Source organism: Selenomonadales bacterium, assembly GCA_017442105.1.
GTDB lineage: Bacteria > Bacillota > Negativicutes > RGIG982 > RGIG982 > RGIG982.
Map to the genome: position 1 here is coordinate 1 of JAFSAX010000134.1, position 26,005 is coordinate 26,005.

Annotated in this window: 24 protein-coding genes; all 24 read right to left on the reverse strand. The window is 49.6% G+C overall.

Features of this window, described 5'->3' with window-relative positions; all coding sequences use genetic code 11:
* Window positions 1–286, reverse strand: a 286-nt coding sequence (locus IJN28_05130; GenBank protein MBQ6713150.1) for a hypothetical protein, incomplete at its 3' end; no start/stop codon positions are given.
* Window positions 287–288: 2 nt separating this feature from the next.
* Window positions 289–561 (reverse strand): hypothetical protein, encoded by a 273-nt coding sequence (locus IJN28_05135; protein MBQ6713151.1) that lies wholly within the window; start codon window positions 559–561, stop codon window positions 289–291.
* A 3-nt stretch (window positions 562–564) separates the two neighbouring features.
* The gene (locus IJN28_05140; protein ID MBQ6713152.1) at window positions 565–1,038 is read right to left on the reverse strand and encodes a DUF4376 domain-containing protein; all 474 of its coding nucleotides are present in this window, start codon (window positions 1,036–1,038) and stop codon (window positions 565–567) included.
* 14 nt (window positions 1,039–1,052) lie between these two features.
* Complete coding sequence (locus IJN28_05145; GenBank protein MBQ6713153.1) at window positions 1,053–1,649, reverse strand: hypothetical protein; 597 nt, start codon at window positions 1,647–1,649, stop codon at window positions 1,053–1,055.
* Between the two features lie 12 nt (window positions 1,650–1,661).
* Window positions 1,662–2,747 (reverse strand): hypothetical protein, encoded by a 1,086-nt coding sequence (locus IJN28_05150; protein ID MBQ6713154.1) that lies wholly within the window; start codon window positions 2,745–2,747, stop codon window positions 1,662–1,664.
* Window positions 2,748–2,759: 12 nt separating this feature from the next.
* On the reverse strand, window positions 2,760–3,413 hold the full coding sequence (locus tag IJN28_05155; protein ID MBQ6713155.1) for a hypothetical protein: 654 nt from the start codon (window positions 3,411–3,413) through the stop codon (window positions 2,760–2,762).
* A gap of 16 nt (window positions 3,414–3,429) precedes the next feature.
* Window positions 3,430–4,626, reverse strand: a complete 1,197-nt coding sequence (locus IJN28_05160; protein ID MBQ6713156.1) for a hypothetical protein — start codon at window positions 4,624–4,626, stop codon at window positions 3,430–3,432.
* 10 nt (window positions 4,627–4,636) lie between these two features.
* Window positions 4,637–12,988: a hypothetical protein gene (locus IJN28_05165; protein ID MBQ6713157.1), complete on the reverse strand. Its 8,352-nt coding sequence runs from the start codon at window positions 12,986–12,988 to the stop codon at window positions 4,637–4,639.
* Window positions 12,989–15,112 (reverse strand): C40 family peptidase, encoded by a 2,124-nt coding sequence (locus IJN28_05170; protein MBQ6713158.1) that lies wholly within the window; start codon window positions 15,110–15,112, stop codon window positions 12,989–12,991.
* 4 nt (window positions 15,113–15,116) lie between these two features.
* The gene (locus tag IJN28_05175) at window positions 15,117–15,752 is read right to left on the reverse strand and encodes a hypothetical protein (protein ID MBQ6713159.1); all 636 of its coding nucleotides are present in this window, start codon (window positions 15,750–15,752) and stop codon (window positions 15,117–15,119) included.
* A complete protein-coding gene (locus IJN28_05180) occupies window positions 15,752–16,222 on the reverse strand; it encodes a DUF2833 domain-containing protein (protein MBQ6713160.1) in 471 nt (156 codons plus the stop codon). Before IJN28_05180 ends, IJN28_05175 begins: the two co-directional genes overlap by 1 nt.
* Window positions 16,215–18,491 (reverse strand): hypothetical protein, encoded by a 2,277-nt coding sequence (locus IJN28_05185; GenBank protein ID MBQ6713161.1) that lies wholly within the window; start codon window positions 18,489–18,491, stop codon window positions 16,215–16,217. Before IJN28_05185 ends, IJN28_05180 begins: the two co-directional genes overlap by 8 nt.
* Before the next feature lie 4 nt (window positions 18,492–18,495).
* The gene (locus IJN28_05190; protein ID MBQ6713162.1) at window positions 18,496–19,104 is read right to left on the reverse strand and encodes a hypothetical protein; all 609 of its coding nucleotides are present in this window, start codon (window positions 19,102–19,104) and stop codon (window positions 18,496–18,498) included.
* Between the two features lie 42 nt (window positions 19,105–19,146).
* Entirely contained in the window at window positions 19,147–19,296 is a 150-nt protein-coding gene (locus tag IJN28_05195) for a hypothetical protein (GenBank protein MBQ6713163.1), read from the reverse strand.
* Window positions 19,293–19,625 (reverse strand): hypothetical protein, encoded by a 333-nt coding sequence (locus IJN28_05200; protein ID MBQ6713164.1) that lies wholly within the window; start codon window positions 19,623–19,625, stop codon window positions 19,293–19,295. The genes IJN28_05195 and IJN28_05200 overlap by 4 nt, the downstream gene beginning before the upstream one ends.
* 13 nt (window positions 19,626–19,638) lie before the next feature.
* Window positions 19,639–20,652: a hypothetical protein gene (locus IJN28_05205; GenBank protein MBQ6713165.1), complete on the reverse strand. Its 1,014-nt coding sequence runs from the start codon at window positions 20,650–20,652 to the stop codon at window positions 19,639–19,641.
* A 15-nt stretch (window positions 20,653–20,667) separates the two neighbouring features.
* Window positions 20,668–21,276, reverse strand: a complete 609-nt coding sequence (locus IJN28_05210; GenBank protein ID MBQ6713166.1) for a hypothetical protein — start codon at window positions 21,274–21,276, stop codon at window positions 20,668–20,670.
* Window positions 21,269–21,634, reverse strand: a complete 366-nt coding sequence (locus tag IJN28_05215) for a hypothetical protein (protein ID MBQ6713167.1) — start codon at window positions 21,632–21,634, stop codon at window positions 21,269–21,271. Before IJN28_05215 ends, IJN28_05210 begins: the two co-directional genes overlap by 8 nt.
* Entirely contained in the window at window positions 21,634–23,370 is a 1,737-nt protein-coding gene (locus IJN28_05220; GenBank protein ID MBQ6713168.1) for a head-tail connector protein, read from the reverse strand. The genes IJN28_05215 and IJN28_05220 overlap by 1 nt, the downstream gene beginning before the upstream one ends.
* Before the next feature lie 4 nt (window positions 23,371–23,374).
* Entirely contained in the window at window positions 23,375–23,578 is a 204-nt protein-coding gene (locus IJN28_05225; protein ID MBQ6713169.1) for a hypothetical protein, read from the reverse strand.
* Window positions 23,579–23,590: 12 nt separating this feature from the next.
* Window positions 23,591–24,913: a hypothetical protein gene (locus IJN28_05230; protein ID MBQ6713170.1), complete on the reverse strand. Its 1,323-nt coding sequence runs from the start codon at window positions 24,911–24,913 to the stop codon at window positions 23,591–23,593.
* A complete protein-coding gene (locus IJN28_05235; GenBank protein MBQ6713171.1) occupies window positions 24,885–25,280 on the reverse strand; it encodes a terminase small subunit in 396 nt (131 codons plus the stop codon). The genes IJN28_05230 and IJN28_05235 overlap by 29 nt, the downstream gene beginning before the upstream one ends.
* A 50-nt stretch (window positions 25,281–25,330) precedes the next feature.
* On the reverse strand, window positions 25,331–25,483 hold the full coding sequence (locus IJN28_05240; GenBank protein MBQ6713172.1) for a hypothetical protein: 153 nt from the start codon (window positions 25,481–25,483) through the stop codon (window positions 25,331–25,333).
* 24 nt (window positions 25,484–25,507) lie between these two features.
* On the reverse strand, window positions 25,508–25,855 hold the full coding sequence (locus IJN28_05245; GenBank protein ID MBQ6713173.1) for a hypothetical protein: 348 nt from the start codon (window positions 25,853–25,855) through the stop codon (window positions 25,508–25,510).
* Between the last annotated feature and the right edge of the window lie 150 nt (window positions 25,856–26,005).

The following is a 26,005-nucleotide window of genomic DNA, read 5'->3' on the forward strand; positions in this document are numbered from 1 at the left end:
CGGGGATCCCATCTTTGTCGGTATCGACCATACAGCCTGCGATGAATGTCACGAAAGCGATCATTCCACCGCCGACCATTTCGGTGATAAGAGAAAGGAGATCGCGTAGTGCGACCTCTCCTTCTTTCCACAGCCACAGCCATGCCGCGTAATATGTCAGCACAAGCACCGTGACCAAGCCGAAATATAAAAAGACAACCCATTTGATAGGTTGCTTCATCCCGACTATTTTGCTTTTTGCTGTCACCGTCAATCGTGACATTGCATCTTTTACCTTGTTCATCATCGTTAATCCTTCCTGCACTTGCAATTGTTGCAGAACGAGTGAAATTCTTCTTCCAAATGCGTTAGGCGGTTTGTATTTGTTTCAATCGCTGTTTCTCCCGCCGCCACTCGCTCCCCCAGTGCCGCCATCTCCTTGCGCCGCTCCTCAAGCGACTTTGCCAGATTATCTACCGACTTTTGCAGTCCATCTATCGACCCTCGCAATGGAGATACGATAAGCCATGTGATGACCATCGCCAGAAGTCCGATGACGTTGATGAAATCGTTCATATCCATACGTTATACCTCCAATGCCACCGCATTGACTTCCTCTGCCGTCATTGCTGCATTGACCTTCGCCTTTGCATCACGGTATGCGACATGAAGTGCGTTGGAACGGACAGCCACCGCCGATACCACCGCGATAAGGTCTTGTGCCGTTACCAGTACCGAATTGTTGTCGGCGAGAGTCCATAAAATAGAACCGTTCGATGCTTGCAACGCGATGATAGCATTATTGATACGCTCTCTTGCCTTTTCATCGTAGTCGTATAGATGACCGTCAACTTCAATATCCTCGACCTCAAGACGGTCGCGGTCTGCTTTGAGAGAAGCGATTTTTGCCGTTTTGACTTCATCAAGCGTAGGTTTGGGAATACCTACGATGCGATACCCACCTTCAATGACCTCCATGTACGCTCTGTTTTGGTTGCACCATGCCGCCGCCTCGGGCGGATATGTCTCTTTAAATGTTTGTCCGATATTAAATGTCATGTGTTATTACCTCCTTATGTCCCACTACCGACATAACTTGATGAGCCATTTGTGAATGTGATGTCATGGCTGGTATCCATCGTGAATGTGTATCTCCCCTTTTTCGTGTTCGTGCCGTCAAGTTTCACATATGTCATGTAAATCCAATCAGCATCGCTAGAGGTATCTTGAGCCGTCACGGTAACACTTGTATCTGGAGCTAAATACACAGACAGACTACCTATATACGACACTCCGTTTATATTTGTCGTTATGGTGAACTTTTCGCTATAGGTAAAGTCTGTAGCCGTTACAGTGAGAAGGTGCATCTGTACGAGGTGTACGCTTGCATCTTCGCCATAACTGACTTCTACCGTCGCCATGTACATTTCGTTATACACAATGTCAAAAGATGCGTTTGTGTTTTTCTCACCTTCCACGTATATCTTGCCTAAGCTGTCCGTAATAAGCGTTTCACCATTTATCACGACAGAAGCATTAGTCAGAAGTGTTCCATCGGGCATATATATGGTGAGCACTGATGTGGCTTGTAGCGATAATGTGCTTACATACGTTTTACCATTTCTTATGTATACGTATGTCTTGCCGTCATCTTTTTTTGCAACGTACATGATGTATCCTCCTTAGCGACCAGAAGCGTGCCAATATCCTCGAGAACTGTCGGTGATGTCCCACGTAAAACCAGTAAGAGATTCAGTGTACACAAAAGCTGTTTTGTCGCGACTGTTTGATTCATAGTCCACACCAAACGTTAAATATACTTCTGCGGAAAATGCTTTGGGGAACGTAATTGTTCCAGACGTGCCAGAACCAAAAGTACCGCCTTGTTCAAGCCATCCGTCAGAATACTTACGATACCAAGACGAACCATCGTCGCTTCGCCACGTTTCAACAATGAACGAATCAATGTATGCCACGTTATCCGTGTATTCATCCATCTTATTTTCTACTCGCGTAAGACCTGCCGAAACATCTGCGATATCTTGATTGCCAATATTCGACACCGTGCCAAACGCTTTGACAAGATACATCCCTACGATGGATGGTGGTTGTACCGTATCGCTGTTGCCATAAATTGGATTCGACAAAGATGCATCAAACGAAAATATATTCGATAAGTTTGCATACTTGCTACTAGATGCGGAATGTGGCTTATATGACCCTTTTTCCGAATCGAATGCACCTGCCGTATTCTCGAACGCAGCAGTATCATTCCCGCCTGTGCTTTGTGCACTACCTGTAATATTCGGCAACCCTGCCTTGAGGTAACCGCCTACTTCTTCGACACCGTTCGCACCCTGTACGTGGCACTTTAAGCTAGGTACGCGGAATGTCGTAGACCCGTCACCGTCCGAATAAAAGGCTACATTGCCTTCGTTCGCCGTGGCTTTCTCTTGCCATTCTGCTTCTGTGATGAGATAGCTACCTTGTGTTTGCACCCATGCCCACAAGTCAGCATATGCCGTTCGGCTGAATGTACCGCCGAAGAGAGGCAGACAGCCTGTCGGGATGTTCGGATTTGTCGTGAACCATTCGTGACCGATGGGAAGACCTGCCACCAGTACATCACCGTTTGCATCAGGCTCGATGCCGTTGACAGTACATACCGCACCTTCGACATATTTTACGCTTGTAACGGGGTAGTGCATCACAGTATTACCATCTTTGTCTTTTGTTGCGATGACTGTCTGACGTTCTATTACTGCCATACATTACACCTCCTATTCTCCGATGATCTGGAGAAACATTTCGCCTTCGGCAAGGTCATCAGGTACCGACGCGCCGCTCCTGACAGCTACGCCCCATTCACCCGCGCCGCTCCCTGTTGCGCGAAGCACCTGCCCGACTGTTCCGCCCGTAGGAAGATGCGTATTACCTGCTCCCGTCGGATGCTTATATACAGTCTTTTCTGTACCGTTGATCTTGATATTTCCGTTCGTGGACGATGCTTCGACCTTCGTTGCACCCTCTGCGATGCCGTTAAGCTTCGTGAGAAGTGCCGTTGTGAAGTCGTTCGTGGAAAGGCCTTTGCCGTCTACCTTATCCACCTTGTTCCCGATCGCCGCATTAAGCTGATCGATAACGCCCTGATTCGTTGTGATAGCCGTTGCGATCTCTTTCAACGTATCAAGCGTAGAAGGCGCAGAATCGACAAGCGCCGCTATCTTTTCGTTGATCATCGTTTCTACCTGAGTAGCAGTCAGACCTCCCGCCACCGCACTTTCAAGGTCGGCGATGATCTCTGCAAGAGCCGTCGCAAGCGTCTTGCCTGTCGCCTGATCCACGATGACGCTTGCCGAGCCTGTTCGTACATCGATCTGTTTAATTACGCCCTCGATCTTTGCCTGAAGAATACCTTTTACGATCGTTGCCATATTATATCATCCTCTCTTATTCATTCGTTGTTACACTGTAATGATCGCCGACATCATACAACGTGCCGTCCACATCAAGGCTCAACACGCTTGTCCCGTCTGCCAACGTTCCATCGCTCAACACGAACGATTCATCCGTCACCCCGTATGTCGGCTCATCATCTCCGCGTACTCGTTCTGATACAGTAATGAACCTCGGTGCATTTCTGATATACGCTTTCGATGCGGTATCTGTTTCATTCCAGTCCGCCTGCACCTGTCCTGTCGCCACACCATCAGCGGCATCCTGTGCCCTTTTTGCGCTTGCCTCAGCCGATTCAGCCGATGCGGCGGATTCATTCGCCTTAGTTGTCGCCGTTGTTGCCGCCGTGCTTGCCGTATCTGCCGCCTTACTTGCCGCAGACGATGCCTGCTGTGCCGTATTGGCACTTGTACTCGCCGAGAGCGAGCTTTTGTACGCGGCTGTTTCCGAAGAAGATGCCTTTGTCGCAGACGATTCGGCAGACGTCTTATATGCTTCCGCTTTCTTCATGTACTCCTCAGCTTTTGCCTCAGCATTGACCGCTACCGCCTTCGCATCTACCGCAGTATTCTTCGCATCTACCGCAGTATTCGCTGCATCAGATGCAGTCTTGGCACTATTGACCGCCGCCGTACTTTGCACTTGTACTGTCGCGGCAAGGTTTTCGACGACCCTGCGCACTACGGCGGGATCGTCTGTGACCTCCAATCTTTTGCCGTCATCGCTCCAGCGAAAGCTAGTCCCCTTTCCGTTCGGCACGATGAGCGAGATGTCGCTGTTATCGACCGATACACTAAGTCGCATCGCACGATTCGTTTCGTCTTTCAACTGTTGGGCAAGGATGGTGTTTTTGTCGATCATGCCTTCCAGTACCTTAAACGGATATTGATCGAACATCGCCACCTCCTGCGTGAACGGTACCTCGCGATAGACTACGAGCCGCCATCCATCATTGAGCGGAAGATACTCCTCGATATTCTCGGGTTCCTCGCCCTCTGCCCATCCCGGGTAAAAGACGATATTTTTTTCTACATCGACATAGTAGTCATTCGTAAGGACGGTCTCTGCCCCTTCGGGAGAGACCGTCATGACCTTGACGTCGGTGTTCTTCGTGATAACGAACGGATAGAAGAATTGTGTTGCTTCTCCGTTCCCTTCGTAGATCACCTTATTTACGCTGTCCTGTATCACGCTTTGTCACCTACTTTATTTTTTTGTCAAATACGATCGCTTTCAGCACTTCGCCAATATCGTTGTCGAAATCGTTGTCCGCATATCGGATAAACGTCCAGATGCCATCCGTTATCGTATCGCTCCAGCCTGTGAACGAATTAGATGCCCTTGTCACTTCTCTGCCGACATCGATCCAATCCTTTTTCTTGGACATGATCGCCTGCGATGCACGTTGTGCGCGATCGACCACATCGTATGCCGAGGTCATTTTTGCACCGTATACGCGCTCGCCCATGAACACACCAACCGTTACCTTGAAAAACTCTCTTGCGATTGGGATCATGCCGAACACCTGCTCGCCGAACGACTGCGCCATATGTGCAGGATCGAATACTTTTTTGATACGCTCCGACATATCTTCCTCATCGTCTCCCCACAGCGCACGAAGCACTTCTTCCATCGCCTTCGTAAGAATGAGCCAATACAGCACGCTTCGCGCAAATTTCATCCATTCTCCCGCGTTGACTGCCCTGCCGTAACGGAAGGCAAGCGCATTGAATACGGTGTTCATATACGAATAGAACATTGTGAGCTGTTTTGCGACTTCATGACTTCGCTGAACAGGCGCAAGGTCCTTGACATCACCGCTGCCGAATACGCGTCTGACCGCCGCATCGCCTGCCGCTACTGCTCTCCGCTCGATATTCTCCGCCGAGAGACCTTTTCCCACGCCTTCCCGATACACTCTTTCGTACTCGCTTTTCCAAAGCGGCGCAGCAAACATAAGATCGGTATATGCCATCAACGTAAAAGCATGCTCCTCCGCCCATTCGATTTTTTCTTTCGCTCCTCTGATCACCTTGCCTGCGAGATTCGGGAGCTTGCTTTCTCCTTCTCGTATCTCTCTCAGCTTCTCGCGCACATCTCGATCCATCGTCTCTGCTCGATGAGCAAGAAATTCCGATTTTTCCAGACAGAACTGATATTCCTTAACAGGATCGGACGCAAAATTCCTCAGAGCGGCAAACGTTCTGCCTGCGCCGATATACTCGGTCACAGGCGCAATGTTCACCAGATTCAGCGCTGCAACAGTGACGCGCCAGCCCATGACAGCCATCGTCGCGTTTCTGCGAAGGAACGCCGCAACCTTGGTGATCTTATCCTTCTTCTCGTCCATCACCCAATTATCTTTCACCCACTTGTCCAGACTTCTGTGTGTCGATGTGCCGTACGCTTCTTCGATAGCCACTCTGACTTCCTGCGCATTGATGAGCTTGTAGACATCTCGGATCGCCTCACGATAACAGATGTTGTGGATCACATCGTCAAGTGCCTTTGGGAGAGGATCAAGCACCGTATAGATCGGTCGCTCGATCGTCTGCCGACTGCGCTGTTTTGTGAATCCTCGGCGCGTACCAAGCACGGCATTGCCGCTCATCTGCATTTTGGCGACATCGTCTTTCTCTAGGTCCTGCTGCCGTCCGCTTTTGGTCGGATCATACATGATTGGATAATAGCCGCCCGCAAGATGGTAGACAGTGCCGTCCTTGCCGACGATATCAAACGGCACTGCCTGCTGTTTCTCAATTCCTACGCCTGTCATGCGCTCCTCAATAGCGACCGTATCGCCCCAGAACGATTCAAGCAGAGTCCACACGCCTGTGACCGTCTGCCAATCCTCCGCAGTAAGATTGCCCAACACTTCTTCAATGTCTTTCTCTGTGAGATTGACAAACGCATCTTTATTTTGCTCGTCAGGTTTCTTGAATCCGTCCAAGACACGCTTACGGTTAAGCTCCGTCCCCCAGTTAAGAGCCAGCACGATAACCTGTTCCTTCGTCAGCACCGAGGTACCGAGCTTATACCGTTCTTCTTTGCGATGCTCTCTGTATTTACCGAACAGCTCATGCACAGCCTTTGCCGCCTGCGCCTGCATGCGCATCTCCTTATTCGCCGCCCGATCGATCGGATCATACAGGAACATCATCGATACGCCTTCCTTGCCGCCGTCGTTCCAACGGAATATCGTCTCAGGCTTGATAAGTTCTCCAACCGCCGCATCGCGTGCTGCAGTTATCTTTTCAAGTGTAGTCGGCAGTGTCATGCCCGTCGGATCATCGTTTGCTTTTGCCTTTACGTTCTTACGGACACCATCTGCGATACGTTGTACGGCATCTTCAAACGATACCGCCTTGCCGTCCTCATCGATGACCGTAAAGAGCCTGTTCGCATTTTGTCCGATGGTGTATACGCTCGTCAGAATGTCGAACAATCCGTCAAACTCATCCTTCGTCAATGCACCATAGCCGAGAGCCTTAACAGGGTTCTTCCTGCCTTCAATATTGACCTGCGTTTTGTAGACATCATTGCCGCCTGCCGCATCCTTGATAAACTGCGGGATATCGACCTCGCCGTCCTCGTCAAGGAAGTGTGCTTCATATTCTTTGGCATACCGCTTGAACATCGCATCGACGCTCTCGCTCCCCTGCCACTCCTGTGGCATGATGGCATCTCGGCGATTGACACCGAACACGTAGAGAAGATGGTTATAAAAATAGCGTTCATCAGCCGCCAATTTGACATTGCCTTTGGCGATACTGTTTGAACGCTTTTTCAATTTGTTCACTTTTTTATCTACATCTGCTTTCAGTTTTGCAGATTCGTCGGCGAAGTAGCTGAACATGACCTGCTCCCGCTTCGCTTGTTTCGCTTCTTGCCACTTACCCTTTGCCATCAGACGTGCGACCTCGACACCTTTCATGCGTTCCTTATGCCGCCATGAGTAAGTAGCTGTCGCCTGTCTGATCGGCATATACATCAGATTCATGAACGCAGCACGTTTGTACATATCCATCTGCCCTTCGACCGCATCACGTACCAGTCGGATACCTTCTTTTGACGATGTAATAAAGTCCCTAAGCTGTTTGACAGTATCAAGGATCTTCGCCTTGTCCTGCTCTGCCTTTTCCTTCGCCTTGCCTACCGCTTTCTCGACAGCTTCTTCCTTATCCTGTTTCGCTTCGACTTTCGCCGCCTGCTTCTGCATTTGATTGATGAGCTTCATCTCGGCTTCACGCCATCGGTAGGTGTACTTGAGATCGGCAATTCGTTGTTTGAGCGACTTGACCTCTTTGCCTTCATCCTTCGGCTGTTCTTCTTCGCCGCGAAGAGATTTTTCGATCTCATCCAGAGCCTTGTCTACGCTCTTGTCAAGACGTCTTTCCTCTTTCTCTTTACGTTCCAGCGCTTCATATTCAAGCGTGAGGATCATCGCCTTATATTTTGAGGATGATAGAGCCTTTTCCGCTTCTGCGTTTACAGTCGCTTCAACATCAGTATACGAATCCATATCTTCTACGGCTTGTGCCAGCTCTTTTTCAACCGCTTTTTCAAGACCGCCGCCGTGCATTTCAAGCTCTGCTTTATAGCTTTCTTCGGTATATCCAAGCGTAGGCAGGATATCCATACTTCCGGACAATCGTACACACTCTTCTGCACGGAAAATATCCTGTTCTTTTAACCGCTCCTCAATATCCTCGCGCATCGCCTTGATGATCTCCTGTCTGCCCGCTTCCATTTCGTCAGACACATCTTGCATCGCGATCTTTAACACCTTTTCTTTTGCTTCTTCCTTCGCTTCGCGTACCCATCGTTCGTACATCGCCTGCGTCGTATCGTCGAGTATCTGCATACCCTTTTTCTTCGTAATAGATTCGATGCCCTGTACCTTTGCTTCGGCTTCTATCTCCTGCTCGCTTGCGAGCATACGTGCCATAACCGCCCGTACTTCCGCAGACGGTTTCCCGCCGAGCTGTACGAAATCGGCATAGATGTCGCACAGCCACTTTTTAAACGTGCGGAATACTGCTCTAAGACCGCGTACAGGTGCTTCGCCTGTGCGTAAGTACGCTTCGAATCCTCGAGCAAACTTCTCATGCTGTTCCCTTGTGAATCCTTGACTATCCTTATACCCAAGCCATTCTTTGACCGTCTGCCAATCTCTGACGAGCTGTGCAGGCGCACCATCCATCTCGGCAAGCATCTTAAGATCGGCAAGTGCTACATGCCCAAGCTCATGTACGAAGGTCGATTTGTCTGCCGATTCAAACAAGCTCACAACACGAGACATACCGCTGATGCGCGTCTGACCGCGGACGGATTGATTGTACCGCTCGATAACAGAGATAGCCTTATCGTCGAATACAACAAAGCATCTTCCGTCAAGATAACCTTCGTAGGTGATTCCTTTGACACCATATTCGTTGAGCTTACGCGATGCTTCTTCAAGAGAACCATATTCTTTTACCAACTTGGAGTAGATGGCATGTCCCGTATCGTTGGCGTTGAAGATGTTATACTTATACTCCTTCTCGTAAATCGAATCTGCAATTTCGTCCAACTCTTTGCCTAGATCACTACCTTTTCGCACATGCCTATGTGTGGAAAAATCAACCCAATCACCAAAAAGAGAACCTTTTACATATTTGTATGTCTTACCTTTATAGTCGACAAACTTGCCTGTTGTTGTGCGCTTGCCAATCTCTTTTAAGGCATTTATAACTTTTGGAGGTTGCTCTTTAAGTGGTTTCTGTTCGTCAAGCAGAACATCATTTTCGGGGATATCGACCTCATACAATTCCCCCGGGGTCTTTGCTTCGTTTTCTGTTTTTTCAATACCCTTCGAAGCAAAGTTTTCCTCCAGATAATCAGCCGCCTCATCAAGTCGTACATCGTTCCATTTGGACGCAGCTTGTTTTAGGCTGAGTATGGTCGCGGCGACGTTGCCATTTTCGTTGCTCAGGTAATTCAATGCTCTTTCCAAAACATCAGACGCTCTGTTTCCTTCGGCATCTCGCCATTCGCCCCGCACTGCTTTGTACCCAAGATAAATACTTTCTTTTACTTCCCCTGCTAATCTGCGGCGGTATTCTTCTGATACCTTCTTGTCCTGTGCGAAGTACAGCCCCCATCCATGCGCCTGTGCTCCTTCGCCTGTGCCGATCGCGCCCAAGTCGAAGGTATCAAAGGTATGCGGCGTGCCGTGATACGCGGTCTGATAATATGTAGGCATTCCCTTTTTTCGCTTGCGTAAATCGTTTTCATTTGGTATATTAGTAGTAGATAAACTACTGATTTTGTTGAGGACGTAGGGCGGTTTGAGCCTTGCCTCCCTTAACCAATCAGTAGTTTTTTTCTTGTTTATATACCGAATTTTATTGGTATTAAGGAAATTGTCTATAAACCATTTGTAATCTGTTTGTTTAACTGCATTGGCTGTGCCGTAAGCACTGTCTTTCCCATAGGATGATAAAATAAAGTTTGCGTTATTGCCTGTGCTGTCTCTTTTTTCTAATAAAAAAGTCACAATACTGACATCGTTTTTGTCGCCCAAATCCAACGCTACTAAAATATTCCCGTTAGATTCAGCAACAAATAGAGGATCAGTAAGAGCCCTCGGGATTTTTTTTAGCTCTTCCTTTCCTATACTGTCTTTGTGTTTCACAAGAATATGCTCAAAAGTTTTATTCTTTATTTTTATCGGTAAGTGTGCAACGCCTGCTATTTCCAAAGCTAACGGAGTATGCATCACATAGCTTTCTCCACGCTTCGGAAGTTTTGTCCAAGTATCTACCGTTTTTGCAAAATCAGCTTCATCTTTCTTCAATTTTGCTTCAGCAATATCTTGTCCATACGCGCCTTCTTCCACTTCCGTCGCATCTGCCACGATAGAGGTACGTTCACGCATATAATCCTCGGCTGTATACGGTTTGCCTGTTATCTTGCTGATATTGTCTGCCATACGGTCTGCATATCTGGCGAACAGGATGGCATTCATTCTGCCTGCCTTCTGTACATCTGCATTGCCGCGTTCAAACTGCTTGCGTGCCGCTTGATATACCTTGTAGCCGCTCGGTGTAAGACCGCGCACTACTGCCATCTCGCTCGCTGTGAGGTTTTCTACCTTGCCTTTGATATCATTGAGAATATCAAGATTCGCAAAGTCCTGATCGAGTGCATCGAAGTCCTCCTGCATCTCGTCTGTTGCTTCAAAGGTATATTCGGGCATCTGGTAGCGTTCGCCGCCGCCCTTGTATATCTCGCGTGCCATCTCCCACAGCTCGGCTTTGTTCGGCTTACGTTTATGCTGTTTATAAAAGTCGCTATACCACTCGTCATTATCGCTCATGCGTTTTGCAGGATGGCCTATCTCGTCAGAGTAGTACATATGTATGCCTCTGCTCATGCCTTCTTCCAGTTTCTTCACGATATTGCCGAGGCGCGCATTGATAGCTGTTTCTGTATCGTGCTTCATCTGTTTCCATGCCTGCATCGGATTGGACGGATTCGACAGGATGATAGCCGCGCCCATGTCCTGCTCTATGCCTGCTTCGGGGAAATTTGCCGTGATAATACCGTCTATCAGCTCTGCCTGCTTTTCTTCCTGCTCGATGCTGATGCTTTTTGCCATCTCCTCAGCAACAGCCATATAGTATTTCTTACGTGCCGCGCTGTGTCCCTTTTCATCAAAAGAGATGTACCGATCGAACTTATCATTGTTCATTACCGTCTGCGCGTAGATTTCCGTAGGCACGATGAGATCAGCCTTATTTTCGATGATGGCGTTGACTTCTTCTTGCTCAAGTCCCATTTCCTCAACAAGCTGATTGAACACTACCGCGCCTTCTTCGTCCTGCAGGGCAAGTTCCGTGTCGACGCGTACTTCCTTAAACTCCGTGTTCTCAACTGCACCTTTGACAGCCGCTTGATAGATCTCTGGATTTTTCTTGAACAACTTCGATTCTGCCATATTCGCCTGCAGATTCTTTATCATGGCAAGACCGTTCGCACGCTTCATCTCTGCAAAGAAGATATCATTTTGCTCTTTCTGCAGACGGGCAAAGTCGCTCACGCTTTTGAAATTCGACACCGTACCACCGATAACGCCAAGACCGATGATACCGGGAAGAGCTTCTGCCGACGCTTCCAGCGCACCTTTGGCAAACTCTGTACCTGTATACTTACGGTATGCCGCCTGTGGTGCATACGTTACGATGGCATTATGTACCGCCTTATCGCTTGCATCCTGCACCGCTTCTTCTGCCGCTTCGGTCGCTCCTGCTTTTGCCGCCTGCAATACGCGCTCTCTGATGAATTGGGACATACCTGCTTTCAACATTGCTTGATCGCCCGATGCCTTTGCCACGATTTCCATGATATCACGCTTGTAATTTGCACCGAGGAGATTCATGATCTGACCGTAATTCCAGAACTCCACGCCTGTTTCCATACCTGCCGCGATCGCCGCGAACGCACGTGCTTCATTCGGCGTCAAAAGGGTTTTGCCGTCTTTTGACTTCATCTCGCTGTACTCGGCATAATGTCTGCCTGCGCTGTTCATGAACATATCCTCTGCCATACCGTATCTGAATCCGATACCTGCCGTTGTGATAGCCGCACCCATAGCAGGAGCAGCAAGTGTACCACCCGACATGACTGATACACCTACCCCTGTCGCAAGAGCCGTAGCCGCAAGGTTTGATCCTCTCTGTATCCCCTTGTTCATGTGGTAGAGATTAGCACCCGTACCGCCCGCGATTGCTACCCAAGGATCGTCAAGGAGATTCGGCATAGACTTCTGCTCGGGGATAGACTTCTTGATAGATGCGATCTCTTTTTTCATCTCATCTGTCAGCTCACCGCCTGCAAAACCAAACACGCCAAGCTCACCGATGCGGTAATTCGCCTTGTCCATCGCATACCCAAGGCTAAACGCCTCTGTTGCCGACTTTGCTTTCGTCAAGTCCTCGATATTGTGCATGGCGATAGCAACATCGGTATCGCTCATATTCGGATTCTCAACGACTTCTTTCAGCCCGGGGAACTTCGCATACACAGCATCCATATCGTCCCAATCGTTGATACCCTCGGGCGCAAGTGCCATACGCTTCTTCGTATACTCCTGCACACTTCTGCCCTTCGCCATGTTCTCGTCACTGTACAACAGTGCATTGACAGGGATACCTGTTTCAATACTGATGACCTGTGCCTCACGCTTCTTTTCTTCATCCGTCGCCAAATATTTTCTATACGCATTACTGCCTTTCAGATAAGCGGCTGTATCCGATGCAGTTTCAACGATCGTAGACACCGCGCCTGTAAATGGTGCCACAGCACTTACAACATTCTCCGATACATCCGCACTTACCACACCTGTCATCGCACCGCCCGCCAAGTCAAGCATAGACAGATTGTCTGTGCTGTACTCATACTTCGGTTTCACAGGAGCAGGAGAGGATTGCTGTGCCTTGCGAATGCGTTCTGCACGCTGTTCGTCAACGAGCTTCAATCGCCGTTGCCACCGCTCAATATCGTTTGCCATTTACTCGTCCTCCTCGCCGTATCTGTCTGCCTGTTTGTAGAAGTCATCTTCATCCATTATCGCTGTTCTGCCATTCGGGTAAGTTACCGTAACAGTGCCGTCGCCGTTTTCTCTCGCGTTCGATATGCCCATCGCACGCATCGCCGCATTGCTGAGTCCCATCTGCTCATAATCAGCAAGATCGGAATTGCTTGCCCACCAACTATTCTGCGGTTTAACTGCCGCCTTGGTAAGTGCATCATATATCTGACTATAGCTCGGTGTTCCTCCGTTTTTCTCAACATAGTCCTGTATGAAATCCTGTGCCGCAGCCTTCGCACCGAGCCATAGACCGTTGTTATTGCCGTAATCACGCTGGAAATCTGCCTTCAGAGAGACCCAATCATATGTATCTTTCTGCATCTTGCGGTAATATCCCACGAGAGACCGTCTGTCGGCAGGAGATACCCCTTCCGCATCCAGTGCATCGGTAAGCATATCTTCACTAAGAAATCTCCCCATATCAATAGCATCTTTGAGCATTGCCATACCGTCCCTCGACACTTTGCCATAGCCGCCACTACCGCCACTGCCGCCCGTACCGCCCGATCCGCCGATATATCCTGCCATTCTTCTTTTTACTTGGCGATATACTTCAGGATCGTCGGCGTATCTTCTCGCAACCGCTTCAAACTGCCCCCGATCGGTAACACCCGACTGATGCAACTCCCACATCGCATCATCTGCGCTATCTACGCGCTGTCGGATACGCTCGTTCTCAATAGCTTTTTTTTGATTGCAGATGGCGATTACCCCGTTTCTTTGCTCCTGTTTTTCTTTGGCGGTAAGCGGTATCTTTTTTTTCGTTACACCGAGCGTACCATATCCGATTATCTTGCCTGCAAACGTGCTCATAGGCACAGAGCCGACACCCTTTGACGAGCCCGCCTGCGTGATATTGCCGTTTTCATCTACCATACCTACGTGCGTAACGTTTTTGTATGCCGTCTTATTTTTCGGATCGGTATTTACGATAAATACAAGGTCGCCTGCTTGTGGCTTGTACGAGCCATCGTTTGCACGGAATCTGCCGTTTTCTTCCGCCCACTTGCACTGTGCATCTGCTACTCGTGGTATCTCTACGCCCATATGATGAGCAAGCTGTTGCGTATATGCAGAACAGTCGATACCGTTTTCGTCGTTGCCGCCCCATTTGTACCGAACGCCCTGCATGCTGTCTTTGTATTCTTTTGCTTTGTAATAATTGCCGCCTTCTTCAATCTCTATCGTGTCATGGTTGGCAAGGATAGCATCGATCTTCGTTATATCATAATTCGCTTCTTTGGCGATCTGTTCTTCCGCAGTCAACATTGCTTCATCCTTATCCGATTCCACAAGTCCTTTGCGCCATCGATTTAGCGTGCTTGGTGGTACTCTATCACCGAAAACGTTTATCAAACTTCTTACCGCATCGTTATCGCCGTTTGAGTAAGCCGTTTCGACCACCGACGCTACCACTTTCGCTTCTGTTTCATCAAACTTCGACTTACACCACTCTGCGCCGTATTCGTTCTCGCAATTCGCACGAATATCCGTATAGATCGCATCAAGCTGTTCTTTGACCGCAGACGGGTCTTTGTAGTAGTGCTGTGCGTTCTCCATCTTGAAATTGATCGAATTAGTAAGATTGACATCACGATATGCCTTTTTCTGTTCAAGACTGTAATTGCGGACCGTATTGAAGTTTCGCTGTGAATCTTTGTCTGCCAGATTCGCAAACGCAATATGCGCTTTTTCATACTTCGGCAGCATCGGAAGAATGTCTGCTCTGATCTTTTGCTCTTCTTCCTCAAACGTCTTGCCGATACCGCGCGCATTGGCAAGCTTCTTGTGCATCAGTCCGTTCTCTTCGTTATACAGAAGGTCGCTGATACGCCTATCGTATTCATTTTTAGCCGCAGTAACGTCCGCTACCATATCTTCTTCACGCTCTTTCTCCACGAGCGAAAGAACCGTACCGAATCCTCTTGCCATCGCATCGTAGCCGCTTCCGTCACCATAAGCAATGGCAGGCCCTGTCGATTGTCTTGCTGGCGTACTGCCGACCTTAAGCCCCACGTTGGACTGGTATCCTATTGCTTTCATCTACTCACCACCCGCTATAATTCGGCAAGCCGTACGCGCCCCAGCCGTACTTCTGCTTTTTGGGAGCTTTGAAATCGTACGTATCCGCCCAATCTCCACTTACCGTTCCGCTTGTCGCCACTTCTTTCGCTGTATCTGCCGTCTTGCCTGCATCGTACGCACCGTAGATAGAAGATGCCGCACCCAAGATAGACCCGATCTGTTTCTGTCTGGACGCACGCTTGGCGTTTGCCGCCGCACTGTATGAATTAAGAGCCGACTGCATATAATTCGTTTCCTGCGCCCGCGACGCTTCGTTATCGTATCGCTGATTCTGCAGGAGATTCATGCTGTCTTTCTTCCATGCTTCTTCTGACGAGGACATGATATCAAGACCGCTTCCCGTCATCGTCATACCGCTTGCCCCTGCGCCTGCCGCGATCTGACCGTGAGCCAGTCTGCGCTTATCGTCAAGCATCATCTGATCCTGTGCATACTTGTCGGCGATACGCTCCTGCTGCCTACGCTCCGCTTCTGCGTTCATCTCGGCATTGCGTGCCTGCGCCTTATACATTGCCTCCTGTGCATCTCCTTCGGCTTTTGCCCCCATAAAATTAGAATACCCTTGGAGTGCCGCCAGACCTATTGTCAAACTGCACATCACTTCTCACCTCCGATCGTGAACATCATAAACTTATCGCCCTTCTCGTTGATGGGACGCGGCTCATGAAACACTGCCCCCATTCGTTTCAGCCATGCAACGGCTTTCTTGTTTTTCACACTTACGAAGTTAAACAGCATCCCGTATTCCGCCGTCCACTCTTTCAATACTCTGCGCGATTCTCTCACAAACGACTTCTTGCACTCGTCAATACCATCCGTTCCAAGACACCAGATGATGCGGCCGCCCGCATACTCTTCTTTCGACACGCCGAAGATACAGACGGGCTTCTCTCTGTGCCCGAAAAACATTGTGATCTCCGAGCCGTCCATACCGTCTTTGATCGCCTGCTCTCTGTCTGTGTACCCGATCGCCTCAAGCTCAAACACATCCATCTTACGCATGTTCCGCGCAATATCTTTCACCATCTCATCGGCTCTTTCGTCTTCACAAAATACTACCCTAGCCACCAAACTGCACCTTCCTTACGATACTGCACAGCGAAAACGGGAACGGCTCATCATGCTCAATAAGTATCCGCCCGCTGTTGTTGAAATTCACAGGCACCGTACAATGTTTGTCCCCTGTATATAAAGGATATGCGCCCGTTTCCATCAGCTCGTCATAAAAGATCATATCGAGCGCATCGATGCGCTGTCCCAAACGACCGCCAAGCGACCGCTCCAGACGGAGGATCGCTTCTTTCACGTCCTTCTTGCGCCCCTGCATCGTGCCGTCCTTTGCTCCGACCTCCACATTCGGCATCTCTACCGTCATGCTGATGGGAAGTCCGACTACGATATGGTGGGCAGGCATCACAAGCGACACCGTACCGTCTGATGCTACCTGTGCATCAGGCTGTCTGCGACCGTCTGCCATGATCTGCACCGTCATGCCGACCAAATGACCAGCCTGTACGATCGTCACAGCATCTTCATATCGGTATCTCACCGAACTGTCTGTACACGTATGTTCCATCACATCTTCGCTCACGCAATGCTTTGCCATACGCTCGATATATGTCACCGCTTCGCCGTCGATCTCGCGCTGTACCGCGACATACAGTGTATCTTCTTCCTGCCCGGGGATAGAGCATACCGATATTGCCTTGCCTTTGCCTAAGACGCTGTGCGCCCACGCGTACACGTTCTGTTCCCGAATATACGTGATCTCCACCAGTACGCCGTCACTTCTCACGAAATGCACGATGCTGTACGGCTCCTGACAGTACGCGCTGTCCACAAGGTCATATCCGTTTACGAGATGCTTTGCAAGCTGTGTGAGATCGTCGCCTGCATAATTATCCGATTCGTATGAATATCCCATATCTCGGACCGTACCGCCCCTTCGCTGTACGTAGATCACACGAGAGCCGATAAACAGCGGCTCGCACTCATTCGATCCACGCGTCGTCTGCATCTTCGGATTGATATTCGCAGGTGTCACTACCTCACCGCCGCTGATGACCCACTCATTGCCGTTCGTCAACACAGCCAAGTCCTGCCCCGGCACAAGATGATTGATCTTATACATCTTGCGCGAAATAAGGCTTGCCATGATCGCGCTGTCATCGGTAACAGTGCCGTTTACCTTTTCTACCGAGAAATTATAATAATCCCCGCTTCTGCTCATCCAGATAGAATGTGGATAATACTTGTTTCCTGCAAAGCACAGTCTATCTTGAAAGAACGCCGAACATGTCGGATACCCGTACGCCTCAGACCACACCGAGAAAGCAAAATCTGCGCTCGCTTCTGTCGAACCGAATCTGTCAACGACGGTCGCCGTTACCTCTTTGGCTGAGGTATATCCTGTGATCTTCGCCGTACCCGTATGCGTATAACCATAAGCAGACAGATCACACTCACACGTACCGCCCATGCAGGTTATTTTCAGCTTGATATACGTATGCTTATCAAACGTGCCGCTCTCTGCCACGTTAAGATCACCCGTGCCGTCAGCATATTTGCCGACATACTTGCGGTATTCCTTCCATGTCGCACCATCATCAGACTGCAAGATCGTGATCGTGCCGCCCCACTTCCCATGTGAAAGGATCTTCCAACCCTGTCCGCAGAGGAGCTCCGTGCTTTCGCTCGTTACATCTTTCGCTACTGTCAACGAAACTGTCTGTGTAGCAAGCTCCTGACTTATTTGTACGTGCGCTCCCACCATCGCAGATGTAAACGTATCCTTTGACGCTGTTATCGTGATACTGCCATTCAGTGCGCTCGGGGCGACCGTTGCTGTTGTCCCGTCGAGTGCAAGACCATTGGCAATATCAAAATACGGATGCGAACAGTCAAACTCTTTGATAGTCCACTCCGTATCACTGTTTCGGCGAAGCTCCTGCACAGGATGCGTACCCGAACAGATATACATCACATCCGCGCTCTGATTGAAGCGCAGATAAGGCAAGTCCGATTCCGAAAACGGCGATGCGATCTCTACGCCAAGATACACACCGTCCCGCCATACCCTGATGTACTTCTCTCCGACTTCAAGCATATAGCTGCTGTTGGCACTCTCGGGAAACTCTACCAGAATACAATTTTTACTCTTTGCTCTGCCGACATATTCCGTTCCCTGTCGCTTCTCGATACCGCCGTACGGCTTGACCACTACATTTTCCGCATTGAGTAATGCCGACTGGTACTTGTCAATGTCGGTACGTGATGCTACCTCGCTCGATATCTCCCCGCCCGCAAAAGACGGTTGAAGAATGTATATTGCACTCATCTCGTCACATCCTCACCGTCAAATAATCATCGGGAAAGTGCGGCATCGTTTCTTTCTCGTTCGCGCTTGCCAGCTTCGCATTGGCGATCATCTCGCGGAACAGCTGGTACTGCGTATTGGCGATGCTCTCCGATCCCGTCAAACTCTGCGCAATATTGTAGGCGATGATACGGCTGAGTGCTTCAACAAAGTCCACACTGAACGTATCCACATCGACTACATCATGTGTATATTCAAGATATGCGTCCTCGACATTGCAGGCAACAGCGACCACGCCATTGTCTAAAACGAATACCTCATATTTTTCTTTCTCATATTCCTTGACGCTCGCGCCCTCCTCATTATAGATGCGGCGCACTGCAAGACATTCGCTCGGATACGCATATGCATGTTCGTATCCGGGTATTTTTTTATCCACCTTTGCCAGACGAACGATACGCTTTGCAAAACCCCATACATAATTTCGCAGTAAGAGTTGGCGCAGATGATCGTAATACAGCTTACACATACGCGCTTCCTCGCTCTTATCTTCCAAGCTAAATATTCTGGTTTTCGCAATATAGCCGAGTGCCATATTGCATATCTCGATATTGGTTACGGCATTCACAGCCATATTGAATCCCCCTTAAAAAAATAAGGCAGGTGTTACCCTGCCCTATTGATTTTCCTTCACGAGCCGTTCAAGCTCCTCCCGCGTCGCATCGGTAGCATACTCTACCCCCTGCTGATACAAGATCGCCCTCAGCTCGTTCATCGACATATGTTCTACCTTATGACCTGCGTTGTAGATATCCCTCAGATTCATTTCACATCAACATCATACGCAAGATATGCGCTGACCTTGCCCGTGCAGCTTCCTGCCGCGATATCTACCTGCAAATATTTCTTCATACCGATCGGCACGCGTGCTTTTACAGGCGCGTCCGCCGCAAGAGGATACTCGCCGAGTACCACCGCGCCGCTCATCGCTACTTCATCAGAAGTATTGAGAGTGACCGTACCGCCCGTACCTGCCGCCACACTGACAAACAGATACATTTCTTTTACTGCGTCACCGCCGCCGACGAACACAACATTCGATTCGGTGCCGATATCTTCATTCGCAATGAATGTATTTTCCGCATCTCTGATCATCGCTATTCCCTCCTTAAATCTTCGCTTCGTCCGTACGCATGCAATCCATGCGGAACACAGGGATACCGCTAAGGCGAATACCCGAGATACCGCCTTCGAAATCAGCACGCGTTACATGTACGTTATTTTTGTTCAAAAGGAACACTTCGAGGAAGTCATAGACCGCATCAGGCACATACCATGCAAAATCAGTACCCGGCTGAGAAAGATTGCGGATGCGGTTTTTCGCATAGATGAATTTGTTCACAAGTGCTTTTGCATTCGCATCCGTAATGCCCTGAAGCGCAGTGCAGTCGATGTTGCGTACTGCCGCGTTCTGACGAATATCACGTACCGTAAGACCTGCGTTGTAGCTAAACAGCGTCTGTACCGCACGATACGGATTGCCGTTCTTATCGTAAACATCGCCTTCGCCGAGGTCCTGCATCTTCATACCGCACTGCGTACCTTTCGGATAGATACCTGCCGTCGCATGTTCACCGAAACCGATAAGGTAAGCAGAGCCGTTCACCGCAGACGCAGAACCCATGCCCGCGTCGATGACCTGATAGCCCGCCGTGCCTTTGTCGCCTGTGAACGTATTGTAGCGCACTGCAATACCGTTGAATTTGTCAGGATCCTTCTCTACATCACCATAGATAAGCGTAGATGCGATCTCTTGTGCATAACCTTCGATATGTGCCGCATCCTCGCTTCTGCGGAATGCTTCGGGATTCGTCTGAAGCGCAAGCAATTTCACGTCAACACAAGAACGAGATTCGTACATCATGCACGTATCGGCGATCTGTTTCGTGGTCGATTTGCTCACCTCAACACCTTGGTTGATCACACGAATGCTCGGCGCAGGAAGCGACGTACGCTGTGTCGTCTGAATACCAGTTGGAAGGTTACCTTCCATCCATTTGATGCGTTTCATGATCTCATTCTGCTGTGCGCAGTTTTCCATGATGAACGCAAGCGATCCGTCCGGATCAAGTCTTTTGCGGTAATCCATCATCGTTACCGCAAGGTTACCTACTGTAGCCATTTCTGTTCACTCCTTTTATTTATATTTGCTGAAGTCCGTCTTGTCATACATCGTAGACGAACCGCCCGCCGTACCGTTATCCAATCTGGTGCCGTTCTCCTCACCGACCATATCGGCAAGCCTTGCCATCAGATTAAGGAACACAGGATGATTGCCCGCCCCTGTATCGATCGCCATCTGCGTAAAGCCCGGGTGAAGCTTTTCTGCCCATTCCTTCGCAATGCCGATCTTTTGGAGCTTCGCATCATAGTCCTTGCCCGCTTCTTCGCGGAACGTATTTGCCCAGCCTTTTTCACGCTCGATCTGTGCAGCGATGACACTGTCTGCCGCGTCTTGCTGAAGCTTAAGCCCGTATGCGGCAAGCTTATTCGCCTGTTCATTGCCGATGCCCGCCTCCTTGCACACAGCGATGAAACCGTCGCTTGCCTCTTGGCTCATCTCAAGGCCGAGAGAAGCGCACGTTTCACTGAAATCGTATGTATCGGCGGGTGGATTTGCACCACCAAAGATATTGTCTGCCGCAGGTGGTGTCGGCTCTGCGGGCGGGTCTGTCGGTGTATTTGTCGGTTGATTGGTAGGCTCTGCCGGTGTCGGGTCCGCAGGCGTATTTAAAGTATCACTCATATTCATTCTCCTTCATTGATTCGATCAGTTTCTTTTTCATCTCATAGCTGTCAGCGATCAGCTTCGCATATTCGGCTTCTGCTTGTTGTTTCAGCTTCAAACCGTCCATGCCAAGCCCTTTGATGTCGGACAAAATATTGATGCCGACGCTTCGTCTGCCCTCGCTGTACGCATTGATAAGCGCATCTGAATTGAAAGCACTTCCGAAAATGTCTGTTCGGTCGAAAAGCCGCATCAAGAACCATCGCCCCTCCTTGCTGTTAAGCAAAAAAAGAAGTGCGTTTCTATCCATCTCCCTTTTATCGACTTCGACCAATTCCAACAGTCTTTTCAGGGTCGGATCAGTAATACAATCCATCAGCTAAGCCCCGGCAAGCCGAGCATCTGTGCCATCACATCATTACTACCGCCTACCGCCTCGCGGAAATTCTTTGCCGCCTGCGCCGTCTGATTGAGGGCGGGAGCTGTTTCCCTCATCATTTCCTGCTGTGCCGCCGCCTGCTGTGCCTGTGCGCGTGCTTCCTGCCGCTTCGCCACTTCCTCATCACTTCTGAGGATAGCCGCAGGCGAGCCGAGTGCAGACGCGTACTTGTCGAGAGCTTCCAGCGCATCGATCTTGTCCGCCACTTCGGGAAACATCTGCGCGATGGTACCCGTGAAAGCAAATAACTGTTCGATCGCAGTCAGCCCACTCATCTTCTGCGCCTGTGCCAAAGGTGAGATATATTCTATCTTCACTTCCTCACTTGCAAGCTGTGCCATCATCTCTTCGGGGAACGGCGGGAACATGTTTGCACGCTCCAAAATGTTGTACACTCTCTCCAAGATGACTGACAAGAACTCAAACTCAAGCCGTTCTACCACAGGCCCGAGCTGTTGCAATTTCTCTTGTGAACGCTCCATGACCTCGCGTGCCGTCATCTGTCCTTTCTCCAAGGAAGATATCGTCAGGAATAGATCGGCATTGTATGCGCGCTTGATAGCTTCTTTCGTCGCCTCGATCTTCGTCTGCACGCTCGCAATATCCAATTTCACATCGAAGATCGGCTTGATACCACCGTTCATATTCGTCGCATTCGCCGCACCCGGAATGATATTGATACCGCGCGCCGCTGTTTCGACATCTGCCTGCATCGGCGGGCGGACACCGAGCTGCACCGCAACCAATAGATCTTTTTCAAGCGCCTGCAACATCTTGCTGTCACCAAGTGCGAACCATCCCGCACCTTTTGCGTACGGCTCAAGTCCCGTCACAAGGTACCTTGCCACCGCAATAGGCATTTCGTAAGAACCGCCGATGTGCAGCCATTCATCATCAGCACTTCCATCCAGCCAATACATGACAACATACGGCATAGTCAACCGAGTAGGATTATGCCTGTCATACTCTCTGTTCGGCTCGATAAGACAGTAAACGAAATGCTGTGAATTGATACCGCCATCACGTTCTAACTCATGCCTCAATTGGTTGGGAAGATTCTCTATGCCGAATTGCTCCGCGATCTGGCTTGTGTACATCTTGTACTTGCGGCAGAACGTATTCGCGATACCGTCCGCCCCCACATCGATGCAATACGTGCCGATCGGATAATGCGTGAACCGCACACCCTTCTTCGCATCAGGAAACACACCGAGCGCGCCGATACCGAACGGAAGCTCCATGTAAACCGACTGTGCTGCGTTATAAAAATTACTGCCCGCCAATACTCTTTCCAAGATCGTGTTGCGCTCGTCAAGCACCATGCTCGCTTCCTTGTTCTCCTTCAATGCAGGATCGGCAAACGTAAGCTTGAACCAATTACGGCTTGGCGGCGTCAGCCCGCTCATAATGCCCGATGCAAAAATATTACAGCACTCCCACGCACAACCTGTATATATCTTCTGATCCCTGCGCTGGTGCTGATCGTTGAACTCACTATCCTCCAAGACACCGAGATACGGCAGTTGATAGTCGCGTATCTCCTTCCACTTCGTCAAGTAGTCGCGTCTTTTCTGGATCAGCTGTGATACCTTACTGTTTGCCTGTGCCTTTGACCTCGACCGTCGCTTTTTACCCGATGCACCCGCAGTCGGACTTCTAGCAAAAATATTCATGTTCTCACCCCAATGTGTCTTTCTGATTGTTCACGCCTGCCAAGATGTTAGCCATGCCCGAACGAGTAGAATTGTAGCCGCGTTTTTTGCGTTCGCGTTCGTTCGCCGCCGTTTGTGCACTCGTATCCGATACATCGCTGTTCATCACCGTCGCCGCAGGAGCAAACGTTACCTGCTTGGGCTTGCTCGGTTTCATAAATCCACACATATTCTCACCTCCTCATCCGAACGGATCATACTCTGTATTGCATCTTGTCATCGCTGAATTGTATAAATTTGTGTTTGGTAACACAATTTGATGGGCAAACGTCAATGCTACCGCGTCTGCGATATCAGGGCTCATACCAAAATCACGCTTGATATCTTCCTTCTTTTTCAGCTTCCGTCTGTCCGCATTGTCGAACCCATACTCTACTACTGTCAGTTCCGCTTTCAGCTCGGGCATATCGGGCAGACTTCCCGTCCGTCTGATCCAATCAGCCATCTTGTGCCACATCTCAGTCCGCAGATTGATGTACTTGTTGGGATCCTCTGCCTTACTGCCAAACGCTACCTCGATGATATTCGTATATCCAAGCTGTCTAAGCCTGTCTATCACACCACTGCCGCCGCCTGCGTCGATGAACACGGCTACAGGATCATATCTGCGTATCTCTTCCACGATGCGCGCCACCAGTTCCATATTGTCTATGCCCTTGTAGATTTTCGGCTCATACAAGACCTCGCCTTGTCTACACGCTATGACGCTTCTGTCATCACCGAATCTAGCCACGTCTACACCGAGGATGCGCGGCATCCCGCGCACCTGCGCTTCGGTGTACTTGCGTGCGATTGCTGTTTCCACCATGTCTATCGTGATAAGGATATTGAACGCCGAAACAGTGAAGTCGCACAGCATCTCCTGTCGGTACTCAATGTCCGTCATATTGTCTTTCATGTCAGCTAACTCCTCATCGTCAATGATGCCCGTTTCTGTGGCACGAAACAAAAAAGAGAACCAGTCATCCTTAGACAGGCTCTCCTTGTATTTTTCATAAAATTGGTTTTGTCCCTTCGGTGTTCCGATGAACCACGCGAACCCTTTTCTGTCGGCAAGCGCAGGACGGATGATCTCGCCCCACAGTTCCGGTTTGATCTGCGCATATTCGTCCAAGATCACCCCGTCCCAGTACGTGCCGCGCAGTGCGTCTGGTTTGTCCGCACCGACAATGTATATCCTTGCCCCGACCGCACCCTTATGCCTCGTCGGGATCTCGATGTACAATTCGCTCTCATTCGTTTTCAGACCGGGTATTTTATTGGCATAGAATTTCAGATAGTTCCATGCTATCATCTTTGCCTGATTGCGATACGGTGCGATATATGCGTACTGCGGACTTATCTTCACGTCAAGCAATGCTTTTTTCAGCATCGCATTGACGCTGCCGACCGTTTTCCCCAGCCTTCGATGTGCTACCAGTACACCGAAACGGTGTTTATCAAACGCAGGATGAAGAACGTCACGCCATATCTTTCTAGGACGATACGGTATCGTTATCTTCATTGCTGTCCCACTCGATCGTGATAGCACCTTCGTGCTCGTTCACACGCTTCTCGACGAACATACCGAGGCTCTTGCCGATCAGCTCCGATGCCTTCAGACGGTTTTTCATGTTTTCCTCTTCATCCTTCATCACACCTGCCCAAAATGCCGTAAGCTCTTCATTCAGTACGCCTGCCGCGTCCGCATTGCGCTCCTGCAGCTCACGTATGCGCGCCTGCACCGCAGGTATCTGCATGATACGATGTGCCTGCCTGTTCGCATTCGCCGGCGCATATCCTGCACGACGTGCCGCCTCCGCACGCGATACACCTACCTGCGTGACAAACTGACAGAACAACTCATGCTGTTGATTTTCTAGTATTGGCACCACCGTACACCTCCTTCATAAGAAAAGCCGCCCATAAGGACGGCTGTGTGTTATCTGTGTTTTCTTCTTTTTCGCTCGACGCGTTTACCATGAATGATGCCGAGCGCGCATGCATCGCAGATCGCACTGAACATATCCGCACGATTCGCAAGCATCGCAAGTTCCGCTACTAAATTTTTCGGCAGCGACTGATACCGAAGCATAAAGCCTCCTCCTTTCCTCGATTCTCAGATCGGGGAAAGTGTATCGCTTGGCAAGCCTCCTGCCTGCCTTGAGTAGAACAAATACGTTGTTCGCTTCTCTGTTGGCTTCTCCTTATCGCGGTCACGATATCCGCATGATACTGCCGTCACAACAAGCTCTTTGAAGCACCGTTTGATCTTCTCGGCATTGATGAGCATACGAAGCCGCGCTCCGCATTGTTCGGATTGCTCGGCGATTGCACGTTCATCCTTGTCGATGTATTCGACATATGTTGTCTGCTCCGTATCACACGCACGGCAGATATTTACCGTCACCACACATGGAGCAAGTACACCGACGATTGCCAAGAGGATCAGTATTAACTTTTTCATTTGCAATCACCTCCGCTGTTGAAGATTCTCTATTTATACCTATCTTCCTGCTAGGTATTGCAATGTATACATGAATACATAAAGGCGAGGAATCTCTCACCCTCGCCTTTATGCCTATGATAATAATATCACAGAAAGTATGTACCAAAC

Bases quoted from the DNA above. Each gene is read 5' to 3' on its own strand.
- IJN28_05135 (MBQ6713151.1), bottom strand. From the start codon at position 561: ATGGATATGAACGATTTCATCAACGTCATCGGACTTCTGGCGATGGTC.
- IJN28_05140 (MBQ6713152.1), bottom strand. From the start codon at position 1,038: ATGACATTTAATATCGGACAAACATTTAAAGAGACATATCCGCCCGAG.
- IJN28_05145 (MBQ6713153.1), bottom strand. From the start codon at position 1,649: ATGTACGTTGCAAAAAAAGATGACGGCAAGACATACGTATACATAAGA.
- IJN28_05150 (MBQ6713154.1), bottom strand. From the start codon at position 2,747: ATGGCAGTAATAGAACGTCAGACAGTCATCGCAACAAAAGACAAAGAT.
- IJN28_05155 (MBQ6713155.1), bottom strand. From the start codon at position 3,413: ATGGCAACGATCGTAAAAGGTATTCTTCAGGCAAAGATCGAGGGCGTA.
- IJN28_05165 (MBQ6713157.1), bottom strand. From the start codon at position 12,988: ATGGCAAACGATATTGAGCGGTGGCAACGGCGATTGAAGCTCGTTGAC.
- IJN28_05170 (MBQ6713158.1), bottom strand. From the start codon at position 15,112: ATGAAAGCAATAGGATACCAGTCCAACGTGGGGCTTAAGGTCGGCAGT.
- IJN28_05175 (MBQ6713159.1), bottom strand. From the start codon at position 15,752: ATGTGCAGTTTGACAATAGGTCTGGCGGCACTCCAAGGGTATTCTAAT.
- IJN28_05185 (MBQ6713161.1), bottom strand. From the start codon at position 18,491: ATGAGTGCAATATACATTCTTCAACCGTCTTTTGCGGGCGGGGAGATA.
- IJN28_05190 (MBQ6713162.1), bottom strand. From the start codon at position 19,104: ATGGCTGTGAATGCCGTAACCAATATCGAGATATGCAATATGGCACTC.
- IJN28_05195 (MBQ6713163.1), bottom strand. From the start codon at position 19,296: ATGAATCTGAGGGATATCTACAACGCAGGTCATAAGGTAGAACATATG.
- IJN28_05200 (MBQ6713164.1), bottom strand. From the start codon at position 19,625: ATGATCAGAGATGCGGAAAATACATTCATTGCGAATGAAGATATCGGC.
- IJN28_05205 (MBQ6713165.1), bottom strand. From the start codon at position 20,652: ATGGCTACAGTAGGTAACCTTGCGGTAACGATGATGGATTACCGCAAA.
- IJN28_05210 (MBQ6713166.1), bottom strand. From the start codon at position 21,276: ATGAGTGATACTTTAAATACGCCTGCGGACCCGACACCGGCAGAGCCT.
- IJN28_05215 (MBQ6713167.1), bottom strand. From the start codon at position 21,634: ATGGATTGTATTACTGATCCGACCCTGAAAAGACTGTTGGAATTGGTC.
- IJN28_05220 (MBQ6713168.1), bottom strand. From the start codon at position 23,370: ATGAATATTTTTGCTAGAAGTCCGACTGCGGGTGCATCGGGTAAAAAG.
- IJN28_05225 (MBQ6713169.1), bottom strand. From the start codon at position 23,578: ATGTGTGGATTTATGAAACCGAGCAAGCCCAAGCAGGTAACGTTTGCT.
- IJN28_05230 (MBQ6713170.1), bottom strand. From the start codon at position 24,913: ATGAAGATAACGATACCGTATCGTCCTAGAAAGATATGGCGTGACGTT.
- IJN28_05240 (MBQ6713172.1), bottom strand. From the start codon at position 25,483: ATGCTTCGGTATCAGTCGCTGCCGAAAAATTTAGTAGCGGAACTTGCG.
- IJN28_05245 (MBQ6713173.1), bottom strand. From the start codon at position 25,855: ATGAAAAAGTTAATACTGATCCTCTTGGCAATCGTCGGTGTACTTGCT.